This window comes from Stenotrophomonas sp. (genome assembly GCF_050737575.1).
Taxonomy (GTDB): Bacteria; Pseudomonadota; Gammaproteobacteria; order Xanthomonadales; family Xanthomonadaceae; genus Stenotrophomonas.
The window spans coordinates 384,697-401,889 of sequence record NZ_JBOHXW010000001.1 but is presented as its reverse complement, the minus strand read 5'-3'; the positions used below and the strand labels follow the sequence as shown (position 1 = coordinate 401,889).

Genomic DNA, 17,193 nt, shown 5'->3' with positions numbered 1-17,193 from the left:
GGCTAGCGACGTAGACGGGGAAACTTTCATGTTCATGCTCAGCGGGCATCCAATACCTGGGTGGCAAGGAAGGCGGCCGCTTCCTCATTGATGGCGGGAGCGATGTTGCGCACCAGGTGTTCGGCCAAGGGCACGAACACGACCGCGCCTGGCGCGAGTGATGTCGCGCGTTGGCGATTCCACGCTGCAATGCCGATCTTTTGATGACTTCCATCCGGTTGGATGACGAATAGCGCATCCCTGTTCGCAGCGGGAAAGGCAGGGCATTGCGCGCGATACGTCGTCGCCGATGTGAGCGAATCGTGGCGAAAGGTGCACGGTTTCAGCACCGCGCCGATGACGCTGACCGTATCGGGCCGGCGCGGATAGACGAGGCGGTCGCCGTTCTGTGCTGGCGTGTTCTGCGCGAGTGTCGCTTCAAGTGGGCGAGGGTCCAGCATCTGCATGGCGCGGCCGGTCACCGGCATGTGCTGGAACTGGCGCTGCATGTGCGTTGCCGCCTCGGCGGTGGAGGATTGCGCTGCCAGCAATTCCAGGTCGAACAACACGCCGGCTTTCAGCCTGGCTTGAGCGGGAACAGCCTGCGAGCGCAGTAATGCGGCGCCCAACATGTACGCCTGCTCGTCAGGGCCAGCGGCAAGCGCTGCGGCGCTCAAACGCGCATCCGTGGGCAAGGTGTGCATGCCCGGATGACGAACACTGCCGAGCGCTTCGATGTTGATCGGTGAAGCTGCGTGGCTGGATGCGGCCAGCATCATGCCGAGTATTGCGGCGGGCAGGCGCTGGTTCATCGCGGTTTGAGGTCCGGAGCGTAGGGTTTGAGTTGGACGATTTCCAGGCTGGTGTCGGGCGCAATGGCCTGCACGCTCTTCCAGATGAAGCCGTTGCCGGGGTCAACCCAATAGTGGTTGTCGCGCTTCCAACCGCTGCCGCTCAGTTGCTCGCGGACATGCAGCAGTTCGCGCGTTCGCCCCAGAATCTGCACGCGCTCGTTGCCTTGCTTCTGAAGGGTGCCGGTGACGTGCATGCCATAGCGATGGCCGGGCATCACGTCATAGCGACGTACGACGCGCGTGCCAGGTTTGAGCTGGCGCAAGTCGTGAAAGGGATGCGTGCCGATGATCGACATCTGCCGCAGCTCGGGGCTGCCGCCGTGGGTGGCGACAACCACGCCGTCGCGCAGAAACACGATGCTGCGCTCACTGCTGTACCACGCTTGGCGACCGCCATCGAGGTTGCCAAGCACCAGAATGGCGCCGCCGCTTGGGCCGGTGACCTTGATCTGCGGGAAGCGATTGGCGGCCACTTCGTCCGCTGTGGCCTGCACATCCGGGGCGCCCTGAATTGCCAGGCGAACCGCCTTGACGCTGGACTGACCAATCGCGCCGCAACCGGTCATCGCAACCAGCAGAAGCAGGGTGAAGATGAGGCGCGTTATCGGCCAGCTGATCGGAGCGTTCCTGCTCATCATTCAGCGGCGTCAATTGCTGTCGAGATCGCTGCGCGTGCTGGCCGCGTTGCTGATGATTGCCGAGAACGGCAGCAGCTGATTGACGAAGCGGCTCCAGCGGGTAACGCCCGCGGCACCGACGAACACCACGTCGCCCGGCAACAGTTCAAACTGGCTCGCCACCGCGAAAGCGGCCGGGGAGCGGGCTTCCAGATGAAATACCTTGGACGGCGCCTGCTGTAGATCACCGGCGCCACGGATGACGTAGATGGCATTGCCGTTGGACGTGGTCTGCAGCAGGCCGCGCGCGCGCCCCAGCGCTTGGCTGAGTGAAATGTCGCCAGTACGGAAGCTCAACGCACCCGGTTGGCTCACTTCGCCCACGACGAATACTTCCTTGCGATCAAGGTAGGGCACGTAAATCTGATCGGCAGCCTTCAGATAGATATTGGCGCCGGCACGGTCCTGGCCGATGCGGTCCAGGTCGATGATGTGGGTGATGCCATCGCGGGTCAGGCGGATGCCGGACAAGTCCGCTTGAACTGGATCCAGCCCGGATTGGCTGATCGCGTCTGCCAGCGTTAACGGCGTAACGGTCAGTGCGACTGCAGCCGGCTGGCGCGATGCACCGGTGACCCAGACCCGCTGACTCGCATAGGTGAGGACGGAAACATCGACCTGCGGTGCTTCGATGTAGCGCGCCAGCTTGGCGGTGATGTCTTCGCGCAGCTGTCCCGGTGTTTTGTCGGCGGCGGGAATTTTGCCGATGTACGGATAGAACAACGTGCCGTCGGATTGAACCAGGCGGCCGGCCGCGTTGAGCTGCTGCTGCGCGCCCGCCGGCACGGTCAGTTCGGGGTGATCCCAAACGGTGATGTACAGAACGTCGCCCGCACCGATGCGATAGGGCGAAGGCTGATAGCTCGAAAGTGCTGCCGGGAAAGTGAACGCTTCGCGCTCGGCACGCTCCATTGCGATCAGCTTCGGCGTGATCGGGATCAGTTCGATCTGATCCTGCCCCAGCGCGTGATCGTCGCGCAGCAACACGCCGTGGCGCATGTGCTGCCCGGGCGCCCAGATGCAACCGGGCAGGAGGAGTGCGGACGCCAGGAGAATGGCGAGGCGTTTGCAATGCATCGGAGTTTTTCCTCGCCCCTCAGGGCAAAAACAAAGCCCATGCCGACAAGGTGTCCGGCATGGGCATCGGCGTGGCGACTGATCAGTTGATCAGTAGGTACCGGTAGTGCCGCCCGGGGACGGCGAGCTGCTGCTGTCGCTGTGGTCAGCGGCCACGCTGTAGACCGCTGCAGCGGCGGCAAGACCAATACCAACCGTAGCGGCGGTGGTCAGTGTGCCGGTCGCGACGGCCTGTGCGGCCTGTGCACCTGCTGCCATGGCGTTACTGGCCACTTCGCCGGCGGCTTCTGCTGCGGCGCTGGCCACTTCACCTGCTGCTTCAGCTGCAGCGTTGGCCACTTCACTCGCCGCGTCGACGGCAGCATTTTCGGCTACGGCCGATTCCGTCGAGACGACATCTTGAGTGATGCTGTCAGGAATGACGGATTCCTGAGCGACGGTCGGTTGTTCGGCCGAGGCATCGACCCACTGGTTCTGGGCGCTGGCATCCGGTGCGGGCGCTTCAGGGGCGGCGGGTTCAACAGCAACCGCGTCCACCACGGGGGCAGGCTCAGCTGCAGGGGCGACAACTTCAGTCGGTGCGACTTCAGGGGCGATGGAGGGTGTTACTTCCTGAGCGACGACGGGGAGGGAAAGCCCCATGAGTACCAGGACAGCGGACATCTTTTTCATTGATGGGGCTCCTATTCCGTTAGATTTGAAAACTCGCACATTGTGTCGATTCATCTCAATTTGTGTCAATCGGACCAAGGGACGTCTTTGTGTGAGGTTGCATGGGGCAATGAGTAAAGCCTGAAGCGATCCAGCGGCTTGCATATGTGGGGAAGTGCAGGTGGCCGTGCGTGCGTCGACGCCATGCCGCAAGTACCGGCATGAGTGCGGAGTTCGGTGGCACGGTTTGCTTCGTGAGCGAGTGGTTGCCCGCATGTATCAAGCGCTCTGTGCGCGTTGTAGCGTGAACGGCGCTGGCTCGATCATGCGGTTGCCTGTACTCTTGCCACCGCATTTAGGCCCCGTAGCTCAGCTGGATAGAGCGGTCCCCTCCTAAGGGACAGGTCGCCCGTTCGAATCGGGCCGGGGTCACCACGTTTGCTGGCAGGTGGCCGAAACGAAATGCCGTTGCCGATGACAGCGCCGCAGTTATTGAGCGTCGTGAACGGTCCGGCGACCTTCTGATTTGTTATCTCTGTGACGTTGCGAGGCGAGCCGCCGCCCGTGCAGACTGCGCCCATGCCGCTCACTGATCGCCACCTGCGTCGTTATCTCCAGGCCACGGGCCTGGAGTGTCATGACTATGCGCAGTGGGTGCTGCCGATACGCGGCGATCTGCAGTTGGAAGTGGGTGGTGTCGGCGGGCGTGTGGATCTGCTGCAAGGGGCATTTGTTGCGCCTGGCGAGACGCATGACATGGAAGCGCTGGGCGAGAACTGCTGTCTGATCATCGATTGCCATGCCGGTGTGCTCGACGATGACACGCTTGAACACCTGTACCGACAGCGCTGGCTGGCGCTGCCCAGCGGCATTCGCCAGCAGTTGCAGCGTATCCAGGAAGAGGGCGTGGAGAGTGATCCGCTGCCGCAGCTGTTGCGCTATTTCGCGCCAGACGGCAGTGGTGCGCGCCTGCAGGCCTTATGTATGTGTATCGCGAGATCGCCCGGCAGTGATTGGTCGGTGGCGCGGATGTCGGCTGAGGTCGGCGTCAGTGCAAGCCGGTTGCATGCGTTGTTTGCCCGGGAATTTGCGCTGTCCCCGCAAGCCTGGGTAAGCGCGGCCCGTCTGCGTTGGGCCAAGCAGCAGCTGTTGAACAGCCGCGCTGCGATCAGCGACATTGCCCAGCGTGCCGGCTATTCCGAACAAAGTGCGTTGACCCGTGCATTGCGACGGGAGAGCGGGCTGACTCCGCGTCAATGGCGCGCGTCGGGCAGTAGCTTCGGTCAAGACATGCCGCAGGCCGCGTCCTAAACTGCGCGACCCAATCAGATGTGTGGCGAGAAATGAATCGTTCAATGGGCGTCGGTATCGCCAATGGCGTGGCTTCCGGTGCGCTCTGGGGGTTGGTGTTCCTGGCGCCGGCGGTGTTGTCCGGCTTCTCGCCGTTGCAGCTTGCCGCTGCCCGTTACCTTGTTTATGGGCTTGTTGCGGTGGTGCTGCTGGTGCCGCGTTGGCCGGCGCTGCGCGCGACCATCGGCAAGGTCGAATGGACAGCGCTCACCTGGCTGAGCCTGCTCGGTAATCTCGTCTACTTCGTGCTGTTGTCGATCTCGGTGCAATGGAGCGGCGGGGCGTCGGCGGCGTTGATCGTGGGCATGGTGCCGGTGTTGGTGGCAGTGGTCGGCTCGCGGGAGCCCGGTGCATTGCCGTTGTCGCGGCTGGCGCCCGCATTGGCTTTATGTGTGGCCGGTGTCGTGTTGATGGGCCACGAGGCGATGAATTCGGCGCATGTACAGACTAACGCCACACAACGTTTGATTGGCTTGTTGTGCGGCGTTGGCGCACTGGTGTCGTGGACGGCGTATTCGGTGGGCAATACGCGCTGGTTGGCGCGGGTGCCGACGGTGTCCGGGCATGATTGGTCGTTGCTGACGGGTGTGGCGACTGGCGGCTTGGCCTTGTTGCTGGCGCCGGTGGCTTTCTTTGGCGACAGCAAGGTGCATTCAAGTAGCGAATGGGCCGGCTTCTGGGCGATGGCTGCGGCGGTGGCGGTGTTTGCTTCGATTCTGGGCAATGCCTGTTGGAACCGCGCCAGCCGTGCGCTGCCGCTGACCCTCGGCGGGCAGATGATCGTGTTCGAGACCTTGTTCGGCTTGGTCTATGGCTTTCTCTGGCAGCAGCGTTGGCCGGTGCCGGCAGAGATGCTGGCTGCCATTTGCCTGGTGGCCGGGGTTGTCTGGAGTGCGGCGGCGCATCGTTCAACGGCGCCGGTGGCCGGTTCTGCCTGAGCGGATCCGCGCAGTCGATAGCGAAAGGTGTCTGCGCTGGCTTCTTTCGGGCTGTCGAAAACACGTTGCTGGTCAGGCTGCCCGCAAACGGGCGGTCAGCGGGTCGTTCGCGCTAATTGCCGATGCTTGTTAGTTAAATGCGCGACGTTCGCGTTTGATGACAATTGCAACTTTTAAAGGCAGCTTCGGCGACGTTCTGCTTTATTGGCATTTTGCACTGCAGCACTTGACAGGCTGATCCCTGCTGTAGTCCTCTTGATCGCATGCCTGCCAACCCACTCAGCGCCAATTACCTGCAGCCCCTTCCGGGCGAGCAGGGGTGTGCATCCGGTTCGGCCACCTCCATTACCACTATTACCGCCACCACTCGCCTGGTGCGGTCCGTCGTCTTCGCGTAATTTCCGAAAACCACGGCCCCGCACCCGGATCAGGATGCGGGGGAACTCCATCCAGATGCGTGTCGGGGCCTCCAGCCGAGGTTCATCCGATGTCGTCAGTTGCCGCTTCACTCGCCGATCCCGCCGCCGTCCGTACCGTCGTCCATAAATTCGGCGGCACCTCGGTGGCCGATGCTGATCGTTACCGCCATGTGGCGCAGTTGCTGTTGGCGCGCGATGAGCAAACCCAGGTGACGGTGGTGTCGGCGATGAAGGGCGTCACCGATGCGTTGATCGACCTGGCGCGACTGTCTGCGGCCGGCGATGGCCTTTGGGACGACCGTTGGCACGAACTGCGCGCACGTCATCGTGCCGCAGCGGTGTCGCTGCTGGGTGAGCATTCCGGCCCAACGATTGAATGGTTTGATGCGCGCTTCGAGCGCTTGCGCGAGGTGCTGGCCGCGTTGGCGGTGATCGGCGAACTGCCGCAGGAAGTGCTGGACCGCGTGCAGGGCCTGGGCGAAGTGTTCTCGGCGCACTTGCTGGGCCATCACCTGCAGGCATTGGGCGAAGAATGCGATGTGTTGGATGCGCGCGACGTACTGGTGGTCAACCACGGCGAGCTTGGTGTGGATGTGGACTGGAAGTCGAGCGCGGCCAAGCTGGCGTTGTGGCGGCAGTCGCATCCGGCCAAGCGCGTGGTCGTGACGGGGTTTGTCGCGCGTGATCGCAAGGGCAATATCACCACGTTGGGCCGCAACGGCAGTGATTTCTCCGGCGCCATTTTTGCAGCGCTGTTTGCCGCCGATGAGCTGCATATCTGGACCGACGTGGACGGCGTGCTTTCCGCCGATCCGCGCGTGGTGCCCGAGGCCGTGCAGCTGGATGCGCTCAGCTACGACGAAGCCTGCGAATTGGCCTATTTCGGCGCAAAAGTGGTGCATCCGCAGACGATGTCGCCCGCCATCGAGCGCGGCTTGCCGATCATCATCCGCAACACCTTCCAGCCCGATCATCCGGGCACCCGCATCAGCGCAGAAAGCTCCAGCCGTGGCCCGATCAAGGGGCTGACGCTCAGCGCAGATCTGGCCGTGTTGAACCTGGAAGGCACTGGCTTGATTGGCGTGCCCGGCACCGCCGAGCGTGTATTCGCGGCGCTGCGCAATGCACATGTTTCGGTGGTGATGATTTCGCAGGGTTCATCGGAGCACTCGATCTGCTGCGTGGTGAAACAGGCTGAATCCGAACGTGCGCGTGATGCCTTGCTGCAGGGTTTTTCGCACGAACTGGCGGCCGGCCAAGTGCAGCGTGTGCAGCTGACCACCGGCGTGAGCGTGCTGGCGGCGGTGGGTGACGGCATGGCCGGGCAGCCGGGTGTGGCTGCGCGCCTGTTCGAGTCGCTGGGGCGCGCGCAGGTCAATATTCTGGCCATCGCGCAGGGCTCGTCCGAGCGCAATATCTCGGTCGCGATCGAGAGCTGCGATGCGACCAAGGCGCTGCGTGCGGCGCATGCGGGCTTCTGGTTGTCGCCGCAGACGTTCTCGGTCGGCGTGATCGGCCCGGGCAATGTCGGTGCAGCATTGTTGGACCAGCTCAATACCGCCCAACCACAATTGCTGGCCAAGGCCAAGCTCGATCTGCGCCTGCGTGCGATCACTTCGCGCAACAAAATGTTGCTGGACCAGCGCGGCCTGCATGGCGAATGGAAGGCCGCTTTCGAGGCGGCGCGTTTGCCGGCCGATCTGGATCAGTTCACCGAACACCTGCTGTCCGCGCGTCTGCCGCACACCTTGATCGTCGACTGCAGCGGCAGCCCGGAAGTAGCCGAGCGTTATGCCGGCTGGTTGGCCGCTGGCATCCATGTGGTCACGCCAAACAAACAGGCCGGCGCCGGCCCGCTGGTGCGCTATCACGCCATCCGCGCTGCTGCCGAAACCAGCGGCGCGCGTTTCCGCTACGAGGCCACGGTGGGCGCAGGCTTGCCGGTGATCACCACGCTGCGTGATCTGGTGGATACCGGCGACGAAGTCACCGCGATTGCCGGCATTTTCTCCGGCACGTTGGCTTGGTTGTTCAACAAGTACGACGGCAGCGTGCCGTTCTCCGAACTGGTCATGCAGGCGCGCGGCATGGGCTATACCGAACCGGATCCGCGTGACGATCTGTCCGGCGTCGATGTCGCGCGCAAGCTGGTGATTCTGGCGCGCGAAGCCGGTAACGACATCAGCCTTGAAGATGTGGCCGTGGAAAGCCTGGTGCCCGAATCGTTGCAGGGTGCGAGCGTGGAAGATTTCATGGCGCGCCTGTCGGAAGTGGATGGCGCATTCGCACAGCGCCTGAGCGACGCGCGCGAACGCGGCAATGTGCTGCGCTATGTCGCTCAGTTCAAACCGGGCCAGCAGCCGAGTGTCGGTCTGGTTGAGCTGCCGGCCGATCACGCATTCGCCAATCTGCGCCTCACCGACAACGTGGTGCAGTTCACTACCGGTCGATATTGCGACAATCCGTTGGTGGTGCAGGGGCCGGGCGCTGGCCCGGAAGTGACCGCTGCGGGCGTGTTTGCCGATGTGCTACGTGTTGCAGCGGGCGAAGGAGCGCGCTTGTGAGTGAGGTGTTGAAAGGTTCCGGTTTGCGCGAAGCGCGCGCATTCGCACCGGCATCGGTCGCAAACGTCGCGGTGGGCTTCGACCTGCTCGGCTACGCCGTGGCCGGCGTCGGCGACACCGTGACGGTGCGGCGTATTGATGTGCCTGAAGTCCGCATCGCCGCCATTCGTGGCGCGGCCGTAGAACTGCCGCGTGAAGCTGCCAGCAACACGGCGGGCGCTGCCTTGATCGCATTGCGCGAAGGTTTGGGCCTGTCGTTTGGTTTCGAGATTGAAATCGACAAGGGCATTCCGCTCAGTTCCGGCATGGGCGGTTCGGCGGCTTCCTGTGTGGCGGCGCTGGTGGCTGCCAATGCACTGCTGGATGCGCCGCTGAGTCGCGAACAGCTGTATGTGTATTCGCTGGACGGCGAAGCGGTCGCCAGTGGCAGTCGCCACGGCGACAACCTCGGGCCGATGTTCCTCGGTGGATTGGTGCTGTCCACGCTGGAGCGTCTGGTGCCGGTACCGGTTCCCGCAACCTGGCACAGCCTGCTGGTGCATCCGGATGCGTTGCTGGAAACACGACGCGCGCGCGCTGCCTTGCAGGGCACTTACGAACTCAAGGAATTCGTCGCTCAAAGCACCAACCTGGCGCTGGTTCTGGCCGGTTGTCATGCCGGCGATGCGGGGCTGGTGCGGGCGGGTCTGGCGGACGTGCTGATCGAGCCGCGTCGTGCGTCGTTGATCATCGGCTTTGATGCCGCCAAGCAGGCGGCATTGGATGCCGGCGCGATGGGCGCCAGCATTTCAGGCGCCGGCCCCAGCATTTTTGCGTGGTTCGAGACGCGCGAAGCCGCAGAAGCCGCCGCGCAGAACGTGCAGGTCGCATTCGCCACCGCAGGCTTCGGCAGTCAGGCCTGGGTGACGCCATTGAACAGCCCCGGCGCAACGTTGCTCTAGCCCCGCAAGCCGCTTCCGCAGGGAAGCGGGCGAGGGCAGTCGCAACGCCACACTTACATTCCGGAAACCGCAATGAACTTCATTTCCACCCGTAACGCTTCCCCCGCCGTAAATCTCAGTCAGGCCATTGCCGCCGGTCTGGCACCGGATGGTGGTCTGTACGTGCCGCAGCAGATGCCGGAAGCGCGCGCGCTGCAGGCCGGTGATTCGCTGGCAGCCACCGCCACCGATCTGCTGCAGCCGTTCTTCGTCGACGACGGGCTTGAGGCCGAGTTGCCCGGCATCTGCCAGCAGGCGTTCGACTTTCCCGCACCGTTGCTGCCGTTGGCGACGCGCAATGACCACGTGCTGGAGCTGTTTCACGGCCCCACCGCCGCTTTCAAGGATTTTGGCGCGCGCTTCCTTGCGGCGAGTTTGTCGCGCCTGCGAGCGGAGCAGGAACGTCCACTGACCATCGTGGTAGCCACGTCGGGCGATACCGGTGCGGCGGTTGCGGCAGCGTTCCACAATCAACCAAACCTCAACGTCGTGGTGCTGTACCCGGATGGCCGCGTTTCGCCGCGTCAGGCGCATCAGCTGGGATGCTTGGGCGGCAACATCCGTGCGCTGCGCGTGGCCGGTTCGTTTGACGATTGCCAGGCCATGGCCAAGCAGGCGCTGAATGACGCCGCACTGCAGGCACAGGTGCCATTAAGTTCTGCCAACAGCATCAGCCTCGGCCGCCTGCTGCCGCAGATGAGCTACTACGCGCACGCTGCACTGAGCCATCAGGCCGCGCACGGCAGGCCGCTGAATTTCGTCATTCCGACTGGCAACCTCGGTAATGCGATGGCTGCGGTGATGGCGCGCGCGCTGGGGGTGCCGTTGGGACGCATCGTGTTGGCGACCAATGCCAACCGGGTGCTACCGGACTATTTCAACGGTGGCGACTACACGCCGACCGCCAGCTTGGCCACGTTGGCCAACGCCATGGACGTGGGTGCGCCAAGCAACTTCGAGCGGCTGCGCTGGTTGTACAAAGGCGATGACGCCGCCCTGCGCGCAGCATTTGTTTCTCGTGCAGTGGACGATGCGAGCATTCGCGAAACCATTGAACGCCGTTATCGCCAGCATGGTGAAGTGTTCTGCCCGCATACGGCTACGGCTGTGCAGGTGTTGGAGCAATTGCGTGCCAGTGGCGATGCTGCGGCGGACGAACATTGGGCCGTCGCCGCGACCGCGCATCCGGCCAAGTTCGAGTCGGTGGTCGAACCATTGATCGGTCGTGAAGTCGCCGTGCCTGCCGCGCTGGCCGAGCTGCTAACGCGCCCGGCCCACGCCGAGCCCTGCGCGCCGGAATACGCGGCACTGCGTGATGTCTTGCTCGAGGATTGAGTTCGCTTCAGCGAGCGCGCAACTGCATTGCTACCCATTTGATGTATCGGCATCGGGCAGTCGAGATCAGAAGCGCTGCAGCAGCCAAAAGCCCCTCTCCCCTCGCGGGAGAGGGGTTGGGGAGAGGGGGATCTTTGCGAGTGGCATCTGCAGCTATCGCTGTGATGCTCTTTCGCTTCGTACATACAGCCAAGCACATGGACAGCACCGCCAAGCGAACTGGACACTGCCGCCAAGCGAATTGGACACGGCTGCCAAATGAACTGGACAGCGGTGCCAGATTGGACACATCGCTGCCTTATCGCTGGTCAAGCTCGGCCTCGCAGCGAGACTAACCAATTCGGCTAAGGTTGAAACGCAACGGAACGGAAAAGCTGATGGAGCACAATTGGTGCGTACATCGACGGGGTTGATCAGTACCACCACCCGATCATGATCAACACATCGGAATTTCGATCAGTGTCAGGTCGCCGATCAGAATCAGCGACGTTCGTTGTGCAAAAGACACCGGGCCACTCTGCTATGGGGAGGAAGCGACAACGAATGAATCGTCACCTTCAAAGTCCACCCTTTGTTGGACAAGAACCGATGATGCAAAGGCCAACAACGAGATGGCCTTGAAGCTGTTCTCAAGTGTCCCGTAATCCAGATCCTCACCATGAATCACGCGATGTCGATTCAAAGCCTTGGACGTGGGATCTCGCTCCGATGAGTTTGCATTCATCGGAGTGGAATTAAGGAGGGGAGCAGCCGACATACGACTGGCCAAATCTGTCTTCTTTAACTCCTCTCGCGCCCGCTGCCCAAAAAGTTCGCACCCTCGTTCGGACCTACAAATTGACTCGGCTTGAATCAAGAATACTGGAACGGATAACTCGTAATGACCGTTTATATGCGCCTGGAATGCTCGGGAAAGCACTTTGGCATGATTAGGGAAGCGATCACACAGCCTTTTTTCGACGGCATCCAGGTTTTCGGAATAGTATTGAACTATCCATTCTCTAGCCTGTTCTTTGCCGTCACCACAGACTTGGCTAAGCAGGGAAAATACATCGCCAAGCAACCATTCAGGATCCACGTACCAACCCTCGTTTGCTAGCTCCATCAGGGCCTTCTGGTATGCAGGCGGAAACTGGCGAACGATTTTGTCAACCATGCTAATGAACGGAGCCAGATTCTCACATATGCTCCTAAAGGCCTCCCCAACCTGGCCCACCACCTTCAGAACCTCTTGAAAAGTTGTTGTCATCTCAGAGTAAGTACTGCCAGCCTTACCAGTTTCGACATCGTCCATTTCGATACTCATTATCGTTGTCCGTACCTGATATAGCTGCGCGGATTCCCCAAGCTACAGCGCAGCGCAGCTTGGGTTTTCCGACGAACAGCACTTGGCCTAGACTCAGCCCCGAACAACCTGAGGTTCGCCGTTCTCAGCGAGATAGACCGCTAGGCAGGCGATGCGAGCGCGATGGGAGTCAGGCACCAACTCTACCCAGGTCTTCGACGAGCCGATGTTGATGAAAACACCGAGTGGATAATTCAGAGTTTCGATCATGGCAATTAGGTTACTGAGCGCGTCAGAGGTGGTGCGGGGCGTCGCACGTCTCTTAAGTTCCATCACTGCATGGTTGCCTTGATCTGGACCACGGTGCCGACCAGGATCGAACGGTTCGTGGAGAATGATGTCTGGACGGATCCGCAGATAATGCTGCCCCATCCTCTTCTGGTACTCCTCCCGAAGCAGCGCGTCCTCAGGCAGCACAAGATCCTGCAGCCGCAGGCGCAGTTGTGCATAAAATTCCCCTTGGAACCCCCGCTCGTCCTCGTAGTAGTGCGGGTCAGTGATCGAAGTCAGTGCGGTTGCAATAGCATTCAATAGCTCTTCGCTGTCCATACGGGAATCTTTGGCGGCGTGTACCGCGGTAACTAGCGACTACGAATCCTAACCCAGACTGGCTATGCAACAACTAGTCAGATGCCTGCTCTGGGGCGCATAGCGCCTTGGGATCACGCGCGACTACCCCGCAAATGTTCAAGTTGCCCGACAGCCTAGTCACCTTTAGTGAGTGGTGTAATGCATTCGATGCGCTCCTATGCCTGAAGACGTTGATTCAGGTCCCCAAGGCCGCCAGCCCCAGCCTCGGGGAAGCAGTGCCTACTCTCGTGCCTTGGTGGATCTGGCCTTGCGCAGGGAGTCTCCCTTCAACGCCAACTTATGACTGCTATGGATGAGCCGATCCATGATGGCATCGGCCAATGCAGGGTCGTGAATGAACGCGTGCCAGTCCTTGACCGGCATCTGCCCGGCCACAATTGTGGCGCCGGATCCAACCCGATCATCAAGTAGTTCCAGCAGATCGGCACGCCCGCGCCCGTTCAGCGGGGTCAGGCCAAAGTCATCCAGAATGAGCAACTTGGTCTTTGCCAACTGACCACGCAGCTTGGGCAACGAGCCGTCCGCATGTGCAATCTCCATTTCCTCCAGCAACCGGCCCACGCGTCGGTAGCCGATCGAGATGCCGTTGCGCGCGGCCTGAACAGCAAAGGCGCAGGCCAGCCATGTTTTGCCGGTACCGGTGTGCCCGGTGATCAGTACATTTTGCTGCCGCTCGATCCAGCCGCAGGTCAGCAAGTCGGCCACGACGGAGCGGTCCAGGCCGCGGCCGTTGTGGTGGTCGATGGCTTCCGGCTCGGCGAAGACCTTCAACCGCCCATTGGCGATCAGTCGCTTGAAACGCTGGCTCTCGCGTTGGCTGACCTCGGCGTCGACCAGGTGGCCCAGTCGTTGGTCAAAACCCAGTGCGCCGTAGCTGGACTGGGAGCGTTGATGCTCCAAGCCTGTGATCATGCCGGTGAGCTTCAGGCAACGCAGGTGTTCGATGGTGTGTTCCAGGGACATGATGGCTCCGCCAGTCAGGAGTAGTAGTGGGCGCCGCGCACGTTCTCGTGCGCTGGCAGCGTGTCTTCGTTGGCCGCTTCTGCCTCGGTAGGGCTGACACGGTCCAATTGCCTCATCAGGATGGATTTCACCGAACTAACGCTGTTGGCGTGAGCACGCAGAGCGCGATCGCACGCCGCCTGCAGTCGGTCCATGCCATGTTCGCGAGCTAGGCGCTGGAGCCCGCGGCACGCCTGCAACGTCAGCACCGGTCGGCGGTGAACCTCGCCGTGCCGCTGGACGAAGGCCAGCAGTGCACCTGCTTGTTGTCTGGCCCACTCCATCAGATGCTCCGCCGTGTCTTGGGAGTAGGCACGGTGGGCTGGCGGCTGGTGCTCGGGAAGCGTGCTGCAGCCACCAACCACCCGGCTTCGAACATGGCTAGCAACCCGTTTGTCGCGGTGAAATACATACACTGCGTCCCGGGTAGCCTTGACGTTGACCTTGCTTCCGACCAGCCGATGCGGGACGGAGTAGAAGTGCTCCTCCCAGGCGACGTGGTAGTCCTGTCCCACCGACACTTTCAGTTTCCACTCCGCATACTCGTAGTGGGTGCTCGGCAGGGGCGACAGCGCGGGGGCATCCAGTTCCTCGAACAACTGCTGGCGCGATTTACCGCCACAACTCCGCATCGGCCGTTGGTTCAGCCGGTCAACCAATTCAGCAATGGCTTGGTTCAGTTCCTCCAGCGAGAAGAACACCCGGTTGCGCAGGCGGGCCAAGACCCAACGCTGCACCAACAGCACGCCAATCTCCACCGGCGCCTTGTCTTTGGGCTTGCGGGGACGTGCCGGCAGCACGGTCGTTTCGTAGTGCGCAGCAAACTCCGCGTAGGTCATGTTCAGCAAAGGGCCATCCTGGCGGGAGATCGAGGTAACGGCCGCCTTGAGATTGTCAGGAATCAGATACGTCGGTACGCCGCCAAAGAAGGTCATGGCCTTGGCATTGCAAGCGATCCAGTCCACGGACTTTTGGCTGGCCACGGCATAGGCGAAGGTCTTGCGGCTGGCCCCCATCACCGCAACGAAAAGTTCGACCGGTGTTCTCTGCCCAGTTTGCGGGTCGGCCAGTGAGGGGCGGACGCCAGAGAAATCCAGGAACAGGTCGTGACCAGGCATCCGGACCTGGCGCATAACCAGGCCACGGGAGCGGGCATAACGGTGGTAGCGCCGCCGAAACTCGGTATCAGACATCACCCCGGCTTCTGCACTTAGAGCATATTCCTCATGCAGCAGGGCCAAGGTAACGCCACGTCGCTGTAGCTCGGCATGGGTGTAGGCCCAATCCGGCTCCACGAACAGCTTTTTCAAGCCGGTCTTGGCGGGGTTTAGCCAACGGTCCAAAGCCACTTCATCCAGCGGCTGGACCTGCTCCCATTGAGCATTAAGGGTGCGTAGGCGCTTGCTGTAACGCGCCACAGTGGAAGGGGATCGATCGACCTTCTGTGCGATCTGGCGATGGGACAGATCAGTGCGCAGCAAGCACCGACAGAGTTCTTTGAGTACGGTCATGGCATTCCTTGCCGCGCGCCAGAAGACACCTTGGGAGGATCCCGGGCTCGGCAGCGGCAACAGGTCACCGCACCGGCCAGTGATTCAGCCGATGGGGATTGACGAAGGAAGTGGAGATGCCGAGAATGCAAGCGGTATGTGTGGATGCATTCCTAGGCCCCCCGGCGCTCTAACGCTTGGGGGCTTTTTGCATTTCCAAGTGCGGATATTGTCTGGAAGACGATGGCACTAGGTCATGGTTGCCCTCCCTCCTGATGGAAAGCTGCGATACCGGGCTTCATTCGGGCGTCCTGACGTCGAGTGCCTGTTGGCGCAAGTTGGCCAACCACTGTGCAATATCCTTGGCTAGAGCGAACTTGCCCCTTCGATGGGCAATGACGAACACCGGTACCGGTAGCACCCCGCGCGATAGCGCCTGTCGGAAAGCGTCGGCGGAGGTGTAGCCCAATGCCTGTCGTAGGTCATCTTGGCCGATTACCGGCCCATAACGATGCAGAAGGTCCTGCTCCAGCATCTGGCTCAACGGGTCAATGGGCGTGTCACGGTTCGTCATGCCACTAGCGTAGCTATTGCACGCATTCATGCCCAGAAGGAAACTTGGGCCGAATCGTTACTCTATTTTTCGGGGAAAATGACTACTAAGTCATTGAAGTACATAAAGTCGTATCACAGCGCCCGGCTCAAAATGGTAGTGCGTTTTGTGGAATCCGAAGATCCCAAGGCGCTGAAGAAGGCGCTGAATGCCCTGAAGGTAGGTGCTTGGTTCGAGGGTTTGCGTATGCGGCTCGGGCAATCGACAGCCTACGGGCTAGGGCAGCGGTTACAGCCTCACACCTATCAAAACGGCCTTCACCACCACAACCTGTGGGCTAAGTACGCCAGCGGAAAACACTTACCCGGCGCCGAAACAGTGCGTGTCTGCAAACAGGCACTTCCGAGATCGAGCGATCTCCTTGAAGATCCTGCCTGGGACTTGCTGGACGTGAGTAGGCCATTGGGCTCGCAGGGGGACACGCTGTTGAAACGGCTACGCCCAACCATCCAAAATGCGATCTTCGACGAACGCTCCTTAATCATGGGGCGCTATGTCCGGCGTCGCGCGCCCACTCAGCCGTTGCATCGCTTGGAGGGGCAAGCAGACCTGCAAGCGGTGGCGGCCACGGTAATTCTGTTGCGGGAGGCATTTGAGGCCGGCAATCACTCACGGTCCTTCGGCATAGGACGCTCACTGCACAGCACCTTGCTGATGGCCGTGATCGGAACTGATCTGAGAGGTATTGGGCCGGAGTTGTTCGAATTCTTCATTCGCTGCATCTTCCCGATGGCAGCCGATAAGGAGATCGCCCTGGACCTGGACCATCAAGTGCTCCATGCGCAGGCCGACTGGCTCAATCATGCAGTCATGCAACTGGAAGACGCCGGCTGGACAGGCTACGTCCCGGGTGGGTCAACACGCCAGTTGCGTCGATTGCTGCAGGTCAACTTTGGGTTCGATCTTCTGTTTGGATTGGGGCCGCGCCTGAAGCTCATCTTGCCCAGTGATCAAGCCAGTGACGACGCACGACGCTGGGTTGGCTCCAACAACGTGGCCTGGGAATGGGCGGCATCGGTGCTCCACGCCGGCAGGCGTGAACGTTTGATTCCCGACGATGTTGTCAATCGCATGGCGGCAGCCAAGGCGTGATCCCACCCAGGCTGCGGATGGCTGCCGACAGTCGCACTGTGAGAATGCCCAGCGAGTATTAGAGGGCGCTCAAAGGAACTCATTTTTTTTGGGAAAGATTTGCGCAAAATACATATGGCAAGGTGCTGAAGATTCCAAGGCGACACCGGAGGATGCATGCATTGTGCAAGGCTATTGAGCTGGTTCGCACAACAAATTTACTAGATGATGCATAACAGGGAAGAAAATCAGGAAGA

The 17,193-nt window shown here is 61.3% G+C and carries 14 protein-coding genes and 1 tRNA gene; 7 read left to right on the top strand and 8 right to left on the bottom strand.

The features are described from left to right. Positions 1 to 38 precede the first annotated feature (38 nt). The 4 genes from ACREP4_RS01875 to ACREP4_RS01860 all read right to left on the bottom strand — a co-directional run bounded on the left by ACREP4_RS01875 (position 39) and on the right by ACREP4_RS01860 (position 3,259). A complete protein-coding gene (locus ACREP4_RS01875; protein ID WP_431594508.1) occupies positions 39 to 791 on the bottom strand; it encodes a capsule biosynthesis GfcC family protein in 753 nt (250 codons plus the stop codon). Beyond that, positions 788 to 1,468: a YjbF family lipoprotein gene (locus ACREP4_RS01870; protein WP_431594507.1), complete on the bottom strand. Its 681-nt coding sequence runs from the start codon at positions 1,466 to 1,468 to the stop codon at positions 788 to 790. Before ACREP4_RS01870 ends, ACREP4_RS01875 begins: the two co-directional genes overlap by 4 nt. A 12-nt stretch (positions 1,469 to 1,480) precedes the next feature. Next, a complete protein-coding gene (locus tag ACREP4_RS01865) occupies positions 1,481 to 2,587 on the bottom strand; it encodes a polysaccharide biosynthesis/export family protein (RefSeq protein ID WP_431594506.1) in 1,107 nt (368 codons plus the stop codon). A gap of 90 nt (positions 2,588 to 2,677) precedes the next feature. Beyond that, positions 2,678 to 3,259, bottom strand: coding sequence for a hypothetical protein (locus tag ACREP4_RS01860; protein ID WP_431594505.1), 582 nt, complete (start codon positions 3,257 to 3,259; stop codon positions 2,678 to 2,680). A 337-nt stretch (positions 3,260 to 3,596) separates the two neighbouring features. Here ACREP4_RS01860 and ACREP4_RS01855 point away from each other — a divergent pair. The 6 genes from ACREP4_RS01855 (at position 3,597) to thrC (ending at position 10,824) form a co-directional block, all read left to right on the top strand. Then, positions 3,597 to 3,673, top strand: a tRNA-Arg gene (locus tag ACREP4_RS01855). 144 nt (positions 3,674 to 3,817) lie between these two features. Next, on the top strand, positions 3,818 to 4,549 hold the full coding sequence (locus ACREP4_RS01850; RefSeq protein ID WP_431594504.1) for an AraC family transcriptional regulator: 732 nt from the start codon (positions 3,818 to 3,820) through the stop codon (positions 4,547 to 4,549). 32 nt (positions 4,550 to 4,581) lie between these two features. Then, positions 4,582 to 5,526, top strand: a complete 945-nt coding sequence (locus ACREP4_RS01845) for a DMT family transporter (protein WP_431594503.1) — start codon at positions 4,582 to 4,584, stop codon at positions 5,524 to 5,526. Positions 5,527 to 6,013: 487 nt separating this feature from the next. Beyond that, the gene (gene thrA / locus ACREP4_RS01840) at positions 6,014 to 8,509 is read left to right on the top strand and encodes a bifunctional aspartate kinase/homoserine dehydrogenase I (protein ID WP_431594502.1); all 2,496 of its coding nucleotides are present in this window, start codon (positions 6,014 to 6,016) and stop codon (positions 8,507 to 8,509) included. A 5-nt stretch (positions 8,510 to 8,514) separates the two neighbouring features. Then, on the top strand, positions 8,515 to 9,450 hold the full coding sequence (locus ACREP4_RS01835; protein ID WP_431594766.1) for a homoserine kinase: 936 nt from the start codon (positions 8,515 to 8,517) through the stop codon (positions 9,448 to 9,450). A gap of 72 nt (positions 9,451 to 9,522) precedes the next feature. Then, positions 9,523 to 10,824, top strand: a complete 1,302-nt coding sequence (thrC, locus tag ACREP4_RS01830; protein WP_431594501.1) for a threonine synthase — start codon at positions 9,523 to 9,525, stop codon at positions 10,822 to 10,824. 520 nt (positions 10,825 to 11,344) lie between these two features. On the opposite strand, the gene ACREP4_RS01825 is transcribed toward thrC, so the two are convergent. The 4 genes from ACREP4_RS01825 to istA form a co-directional block, all read right to left on the bottom strand. Beyond that, entirely contained in the window at positions 11,345 to 12,130 is a 786-nt protein-coding gene (locus tag ACREP4_RS01825; protein ID WP_431594500.1) for a hypothetical protein, read from the bottom strand. 93 nt (positions 12,131 to 12,223) lie between these two features. Then, positions 12,224 to 12,718 (bottom strand): hypothetical protein, encoded by a 495-nt coding sequence (locus tag ACREP4_RS01820; RefSeq protein WP_431594499.1) that lies wholly within the window; start codon positions 12,716 to 12,718, stop codon positions 12,224 to 12,226. A gap of 261 nt (positions 12,719 to 12,979) precedes the next feature. Continuing rightward, entirely contained in the window at positions 12,980 to 13,723 is a 744-nt protein-coding gene (gene istB / locus ACREP4_RS01815; protein WP_431594498.1) for an IS21-like element helper ATPase IstB, read from the bottom strand. Between the two features lie 14 nt (positions 13,724 to 13,737). Beyond that, positions 13,738 to 15,273: an IS21 family transposase gene (istA, locus tag ACREP4_RS01810; RefSeq protein ID WP_431594497.1), complete on the bottom strand. Its 1,536-nt coding sequence runs from the start codon at positions 15,271 to 15,273 to the stop codon at positions 13,738 to 13,740. A gap of 490 nt (positions 15,274 to 15,763) precedes the next feature. On the opposite strand from istA, the gene ACREP4_RS01805 reads away from it, so the two are divergent. Next, positions 15,764 to 16,957, top strand: a complete 1,194-nt coding sequence (locus ACREP4_RS01805) for a hypothetical protein (protein ID WP_431594496.1) — start codon at positions 15,764 to 15,766, stop codon at positions 16,955 to 16,957. Positions 16,958 to 17,193: the final 236 nt, after the last annotated feature.